Here is a 6,941-nt window from a genome sequence, read left to right as displayed (position 1 = left end):
AATCGCTTGTAGGCGCCGCGATGCGGTGGCAGAGGCTCCGGCAATCAAAAGGGCATGAAAGGTCCGGTCTTCAACGCCTCCCCTGCCGATACGTTGATCTCGTCGAACGCTTCTTCGGCAAACTACGACAAGCGCGACGACAACTTCCTCGCCTCAGTCCTGCTTGCTTCCATCCGCCCACTGCCCGTCGCGGCAAGAGTGGGCGTCGGCCTTGCCATCAATATCCGCGAGACCGAATTTATCCGTCGGCCTTGGCGTGCTGCATGACGGCGAAGGCCTGATCGAGATCGGCGATCAGGTCGCCCACGTCTTCAAGCCCAACGGCAAGGCGCACGCCGTAGCGGTCGGCTTCGTCGCGCTTCTCGGGCGGCCAGGGCATGATGTCGCGGTGGCGGGTCGGTTCGATCGGCACGACGAGGCTTTCGAAGCCGCCCCAGGAATAGCCGATGGCGAAGAGGTTCAGCGCATCGATGAAGCGGTTGCGGTCGGCCATGCTGCCGCCCTTGAACACGAAGCTGAACAGGCCGCAGCCGCCGGTGAAGTCCCGTGCCCAGACCTCGTGGCCGGGCGAGCCGGGCAGCATCGGGCAGAGCACTTGCGCCACTTCGGGGCGGTTTTCGAGCCAGCGCGCGATCTTCAGGGCGGATTCGGCTTCCTGGCGCAGGCGGACGCCGAGCGTGCGCAGGCCCCGCAGGGCGAGCGCGGCGTCGTCCGGCGAGACGACGATGCCGAGGTCCTGCGAGCGCTTGCGCAGTTTCTCGTAAAGCGGCTTGCGGGCGCTGGCACTGCCCATCATCAGGTCGGAGTGGCCGCCGACATGCTTGGTGAGCGCCATGACGGTCACGTCCACGCCCTTTTCCAGCCCGGCGAAGCCGAGCGGGCTGGCCCAGGTATTGTCGAGCACCGAGATGGCGCCTTTATCGCGGGCGATGCGGGCGAGTTCGGGAACGTCGCAGACTTCCATCGACAGGCTGCCCGGCGCCTCGATCAGCACGGCGCGGGTACGGTCGCAGAACAGGGCCTCGTAGGCGGGAATGTCGAGCGGATCGTAGAAGCGCGTCTCGATGCCGAAATCAGTGAGCATGCCGGTGCCCATCGAGCGGGTGGGATCGTAGGCATTGTCGGTGATCAGCACGACGTCGCCCGGACGCAGCAGGGTGAGCATGACCCCGGCAATGGCGGCGACGCCCGAGGGATAGATCACGGTGCCGTGGGCGCCCGGCTCGATCTGGGTAAGGGCATCGCAGAGCGCCCATTGCGTGGGCGCGCCGCGGCGGCCGTAGAAGAAGCGGCCGTCCTCGTTGCGGCTCGGCCCCTGGGCGAGTGCGGCGGTGTTCTCGTAGAGATGGGTGCTCGCGCGCCAGACCGGAGGATTGACGACCGCGCCGGTCCACTCCTTGCGGCGGCCGCCGCCGACCAGCTTGGTGAAGGGGGCAAGGCCGTCGAAATTGTCCAAATCGCTCAAAGTGCTCTCCGCTCTTGAGCGCCCAGCCCTAACGCGCCGCAGGGCCAGGGTCGAATGCTTTTTCCCTTCTATGCGGCGATGGGCGAATTGGGATCCCGCCCCATCGTCCGGGCCGCTTCGATCTCGCGCACGGCGATGGCAGCGTGGTCGCGCGGGCCGGTGTCGAGACGGATCGGGGCAAGGCCGGAGCCTTCGCCGGGAACGCCGAGAGTGAAGACCCGGCGTTCGACATGACCCTGCTCATCGGCCAGGCAGAGGCGAACGAGCGGTACGAAAAGGCTCGCCTGACCCTGGCGCATCACGCGGATGGCATTCAGAGGCAGTTGCAGTTCGCCCTTGAACTCCCGCGTCTCGCCGGGGGCGAGGGCTTCGAGCGTGTGGCGCAGCGGAAGGGTTGCCGGATCGGGAGCGAGCTGCTCGCCTTGCGACAGCGAGGCGTGGGCGGAGATCATGTCGCCCAGCACGCGCCACGGCTGCGGAAGGCCTGTTTCCGGCGCCGCGAGCGTAAGACGATATTGCAGCGTCGCGTAGACAAGTGAAAGGCGCAGGCTCACCGGCTCGAAATGGACCGCGATCACGCCCGGACCGGAGGGGGCCGGTGTCGGAGCGGGAATCGGGGTCTGTGGGGGAGCCGGTCGAGGTGCTTGCGGTTCGGGATTGCGCAGCGGCTGCACGCGCGGGATCGGCGAAACCGCGGGAACCGGATCCAGCGCGGCGACGGCCGCGGCCGCCGTAACGGAGGGAGGGATGTCCGTAGCCTCGTCGGCGATTTCGTCTTCCGGCTCGGCTTCGGGTTCGAGACCGGCTTCCTCCCAGGCGGTGGCGGGTGCGCGGCGGCGGCGGAGCAGGGCGAAGACGCCGATCCCCACCCCGACCAGCGCGGCCGGGATGGCAAGCCACCATTCCGGCCAATGCGGCGTGGCGGCAGGTAGGGCACTCGCAGGCTGGGCTGGGGTTTCAGGCGCAGCGGAAGGGGTGGCCTGCGGTGCAACGGTTTCGCCGGTCGCCGCAGGCGCGGGGAGTGGAACCGGCGCGGGCGAAGGCGTCACGGCCGATGAGGGCGCGGCAGCGGTCGTCGCTTCCGCGCGCGGTGCTTCGGCGGGCCGTGCGGGAGTAGCCGAAGGAACCGGGGCAGGGGCAGTCGTTGCGCGAGGCTGAGGACGCTCGGTGGCGCGAACGGCAGGAGGGGGCGGCGCCACGATCGTCGGAACCGGCGTCGGCCGGGCGGAGGGCGTGGCCGCAGGCGCGTCGGGCGCGCTATCGCGCGGCGTGACGCTGGGATTCTGCGGATCGACCGGCCCTTGCGAACGGGGCGCGCTCTGGCCTTCCTGCTGGCCCGGCGGCAGGCTCCATGTGCCTTGCGCAAAGGCCGTCGTCGGTCCCGCCAGAAGGCCGATGACAAGCGCTGCGCGCGAAAGTGGTGTCGCGAATTTAGTCACAATGCCCCGCATCAAGCTCCCAGCCTCTGTACCGTTCCCAAATGGACCACGCGCTGAACCCTGCGTTAATGCCCTGGGCCCGCGCGGCGAGACGTGGGCGATCATAGCCGAAATCGTGCCTCCCGGGCAATGTCGCCGGAACCGCTTTCCCCGTTGCAGCGGGTTGAAGCGGAAGCCCGGGACACCTATCAAGTCGGGCATGACTGACACTTCCATGACTCCGCTGCATCTCGGCCAGACCAGCGCGCTGCCGACTTCGCCCGAAGAGGCCGTGCTGGACTATGTCCCCAATCCGCGCCAGGGCAGCCTCTATCTGGTGCGCTTCGCCGCGCCGGAATTCACCTCGCTCTGCCCGGTCACCGGCCAGCCCGACTTCGCCCATCTGGTGATCGACTATGCACCGGGCGAAACCATCGTCGAATCCAAGAGCCTCAAGCTTTTCCTCGGCGCGTTCCGCAACCACAACGGTTTCCACGAGGACGTCACGGTCGGCATCGGCCAGCGGCTGTTCGACGAGATGAAGCCGCACTGGCTGCGCATCGGCGGCTACTGGTATCCGCGCGGCGGCATTCCGATCGACGTGTTTTGGCAGTCCGGTGCGGCGCCGGAAGGCCTCTGGGTGCCGGATCAGGGCGTCCAGGGCTATCGCGGACGCGGCTGAGGCATAAGCAGGGGCGCCGGTTTGTGCCGACGCCCCCGTGCCCCCGGACTTTCCCTCGGGCAATGCGAGCGGCAGGCTCGCTTTCCCAAGGTCCGTGCCGGGATACGTATTCTTTACTTAGCCGCGAACTGAACCCCATTGACGCGGCGCAGATCGATCGTGCCGGAGCCGAGCGAGGCAAGCTGGCGGTTCGTGAGGCATTGGGCGTAGACCGTAGGCGCCTCCGCCTTCAGCGCGGCTTCGGTGGCCAGCGCGTCTTCGAGGCGGGCGCTGCATTCGGCGCGCGATTCGTAGGTCTGCATAGGTGCGGACAGCCTTTCGCAGGCCGATCCGTCGTCGCTGCAACCGAACAGGGCGAGGGCGATGAGTGTGGTGCTCACAGGTCTCTCCTTTCGGGATCGATAACGGGCACCTGGCCGAAAATATCCCGCAAGCGACGGGAAAAGAGTCTTTTTCGGGACTGGAACCGATTGCCGCCCCGTGCGTAGAATTCGGTCCATGGACCAGACCAAAGCCAAGCTCATCATCCGCCCTGCCACTGTCGGCGACGCACCGGCCATCGCGCGGCTCTCGGTGAAAGTCTACGGCAAGGCCGATGCCTTCACCCGGGCCGAGATCCGCGGCCAGATCATCAATTTTCCCGAAGGCCAGTTCGTGGCCGAATATGAAGGAAAGGTCGTCGGCCACTGCGCGACGATGATCGTCACAGCCGACCTCGCATTCAAGCCGCACACCTGGGAAGAGATCAGCAACGGTGGCTATGGCCGCCCGCCCGCCTCCGACGGTGACGTGCTCTACGGCTTCGAGGTCTGCGTCGATCCCGATTACCGGCGCCTGCGCATCGGCCAGCGACTCTATCGCAAGCGCCGCGAGGTTTGCCAGTATTTCGAACTGAAGGGCATTGCCTTCGCCGGTCGCATGCCAGGCTACTATCGCCGCAAGCGCGCCTATCCCGATCCGGCCGATTATGTGCAGGCCGTGCGCGAGAAGAAGATCCGCGATCAGGTCATCAACTTCCAGATGAACGAAGGCTACGAGCCGCGCGGCATCCTGCCGGACTATATCCCCACCGACCGCGAGAGCGGGGGCAATGCAGTCCTCATGTACTGGACCAATCCGCTTGCCCCGCTCGATACCGGCAAATCGGTTCCCGGTCTCAAGGAGCGGGTCCCCTCCAGCGTGCGCGTCGCCACGGTGCAATTCCAGATGCGCAAGATCGAGACCATCGACCAGTTCGAGGCACAGGTCGAATACTGGATCGACGTCGCCGCCGACTACGAGAGCGACTTCGTGGCCTTCCCCGAACTGTTCACGCTCGAACTGCTGTCGATCGAGGAGAAGAAGCTTCAGCCGGTCGAGGCGATCGAGAAGATTGCGGAATATACCGAGCGCTTCGTCGAATTCATGCAGCGCATGGCGGTGTCCTACAACATCAACATCATCGGCGGTTCCCACCCTACCCGCGTCAAGCTGGGTCAGGGCAAGAGCGAGATCCGCAACATCGCCTATACCTTCCTGCGCGACGGCTCGACGCACGAGACCCAGAAACTCCACCCCACGCCCTCCGAGCGCCGCTGGTGGAACATCAAGGGCGGCTACGGCGCCAATGTGATTCCCACCGACTGCGGGCCGATCGGGGTGATGATCTGCTACGACAGCGAATTCCCCGAGCTGTCCCGCCACCTCGTCAACCAAGGGGCGCTGATGCTCTTCGTGCCGTTCTGCACCGACGAGCGCCGGGGCTTCCTCCGCGTGCGCTATTGCTGCCAGGCGCGGGCGGTGGAGAACCAGTGCTACGTCGTCACTTCGGGCGTCGTCGGCAACCTGCCGAACGTGGAGAACATGGATGTGCACTATGCCGAAAGCGCGATCCTGACGCCCTCGGACTTCCCCTTCGCGCGCGACGGCGTGGCGGCGGACACCGCGCCGAATACGGAGACGATCGCGATCGCCGACCTCAGCCTCGACGCGCTGCTGACCGCGCGGCAGTCCGGCGCGGTGCAGAACCTCAAGGACCGCCGTTTCGACCTCTACCGCGTGGAGTGGACGCAGCAGTAGGCCGGTTCATTTCCGCGCCGTGATGCGCTGCCTTGCTTCCGCCACGCGCTTGCGGGTCTCGGCGATCAGTTCGTCGAGGCTCTGGACCTGCTTCACGCCGTAACGCTCGCCGGTGATGTCGACATTGCCCTTGCGCCAGAACCCCGGCGGGCAGAGCAGCACGACTTTGCCGGAGCGGGCGTGGAGGCCGAGTTCGAGCAGGCTCACCGGACTCTGCGAACCCGGCGCGAGGTAGAGGATCACCACGTCGGCGCTGTCCAGCGCGGCGAGTTCCCATTCGACCTGGCGGCGGAACTCGGGCTCGCTCGCTTCCGGCTTCCAGGCCGGGTTCCAGTCCGGGCGGCGCGGGTTGAGCAGCACGACGTCCTCGCCCTGCAGGGCGGCGATCACCTGTTTCTGCCAGTCCGGCGCCGAGCCCATGTCAATGCTGCCGCCGAGGAACACGCGCGGGCGTTCGTGCCGGGCCGGAAGCGCCTCGGGGGAAGTGACGACCACGGCGTCAGCCATGGCCGCTGCGGGGACCGAAACGGCGCAGATCAGAGCGGCAAGGACGGGGAGAGACTTCATGGCTCGCCTCTAGCCGGGAGGCGCCGCCTACGGCCAGTGAAAACCGCCTGTCAGAGCTGGAGCCAGAGTGCACCGAAAGGCGGCAGCGCGGCGGCGGTCGCTCCGTTGACGGCCAGCAGCACTCTGCCTTCGGCCGGTTCGCCAAGGGTAAGCGGATCGGGCGAGAGGTTGAACAGGCAGCGCAGGCGCTCCGCCCCTTCCGTGCGTTCGAACGAGAGCAGCGGGCCGTCCGCTCGGCACTCGGTCAATGCTCCGTGGTGGAGCGCAGCATGGGCATTGCGCAGCGCGAGAACCTCCCGCGTGAATTGGAGCAGCGAGGCGGGATCGCCTTCCTGAACCGCCACGGCGCGGGCGAGATTGTCTGTCGAGAGCGGCAGCCACGGGTCGCCGACGGTAAAGCCGCCGAGCGCAGCGTCGTCCCAGGGCAGCGGCGTGCGGGCGCCGTCGCGCGAGAGGGTGAGCGGCCAGTTGGCGATGGCTTCGGGGTCCTGCAACTGATCGAAGGCGATCTCGTCCTGCACGAGGCCGAGTTCCTCGCCCTGATAGAGGATCACGTTGCCGCGCAGGGCCATGAGCAGGGCCATCTTCACGCGGGCGAAGGCGGCGCGGTGCTCCGGTGCAGACCAGCGGGAGACCGCGCGGGGGGCATCGTGGTTCTCGAAAGCCCAGCTTGGCCAGCCGCCCGTCTCGCCGGGTGCGAGGTCCCAGCGCTGGAGCGTGTCGGCGACGAATTGCGCGGTGAGGGCGGGGG

At 67.1% G+C, this 6,941-nt stretch carries 8 protein-coding genes; 3 read left to right on the top strand and 5 right to left on the bottom strand.

The window, feature by feature from the left end; all coding sequences use genetic code 11:
- The first annotated feature begins 54 nt into the window (after window positions 1-54).
- Entirely contained in the window at window positions 55-267 is a 213-nt protein-coding gene (locus tag V7066_RS28595) for a hypothetical protein (RefSeq protein WP_334186312.1), read from the top strand.
- On the opposite strand, the gene metC is transcribed toward V7066_RS28595, so the two are convergent.
- Both metC and V7066_RS28585 read right to left on the bottom strand, forming a co-directional pair.
- Entirely contained in the window at window positions 239-1,465 is a 1,227-nt protein-coding gene (metC, locus tag V7066_RS28590; protein WP_334186311.1) for a cystathionine beta-lyase, read from the bottom strand. The two genes, V7066_RS28595 and metC, sit on opposite strands and share 29 nt — an antisense overlap.
- Window positions 1,466-1,533: 68 nt before the next feature.
- On the bottom strand, window positions 1,534-2,904 hold the full coding sequence (locus V7066_RS28585; RefSeq protein ID WP_334186310.1) for a hypothetical protein: 1,371 nt from the start codon (window positions 2,902-2,904) through the stop codon (window positions 1,534-1,536).
- Window positions 2,905-3,103: 199 nt separating this feature from the next.
- Here V7066_RS28585 and queF point away from each other — a divergent pair, with 199 nt between their 5' ends.
- Window positions 3,104-3,565: a preQ(1) synthase gene (gene queF / locus V7066_RS28580; RefSeq protein ID WP_334186309.1), complete on the top strand. Its 462-nt coding sequence runs from the start codon at window positions 3,104-3,106 to the stop codon at window positions 3,563-3,565.
- Between the two features lie 113 nt (window positions 3,566-3,678).
- On the opposite strand, the gene V7066_RS28575 is transcribed toward queF, so the two are convergent.
- The gene (locus V7066_RS28575; RefSeq protein ID WP_334186308.1) at window positions 3,679-3,945 is read right to left on the bottom strand and encodes a hypothetical protein; all 267 of its coding nucleotides are present in this window, start codon (window positions 3,943-3,945) and stop codon (window positions 3,679-3,681) included.
- Window positions 3,946-4,063: 118 nt separating this feature from the next.
- Between V7066_RS28575 and V7066_RS28570 the strand changes: the two genes are divergently transcribed.
- On the top strand, window positions 4,064-5,623 hold the full coding sequence (locus V7066_RS28570) for a carbon-nitrogen hydrolase family protein (RefSeq protein ID WP_334186307.1): 1,560 nt from the start codon (window positions 4,064-4,066) through the stop codon (window positions 5,621-5,623).
- 6 nt (window positions 5,624-5,629) lie between these two features.
- Here the strand turns inward: V7066_RS28570 and V7066_RS28565 are convergent, their stop codons facing one another.
- Complete coding sequence (locus V7066_RS28565) at window positions 5,630-6,190, bottom strand: nucleoside 2-deoxyribosyltransferase domain-containing protein (protein WP_334186306.1); 561 nt, start codon at window positions 6,188-6,190, stop codon at window positions 5,630-5,632.
- Between the two features lie 50 nt (window positions 6,191-6,240).
- Window positions 6,241-6,941 (bottom strand): alpha-amylase family glycosyl hydrolase (locus V7066_RS28560; protein WP_334186305.1); only part of this gene is annotated, 701 nt, incomplete at its 5' end.

It is taken from the genome of Novosphingobium sp., assembly GCF_036820275.1.
Taxonomy (GTDB): Bacteria; Pseudomonadota; Alphaproteobacteria; order Sphingomonadales; family Sphingomonadaceae; genus Novosphingobium.
This window is presented reverse-complemented; position numbering and strand designations above follow the sequence as displayed.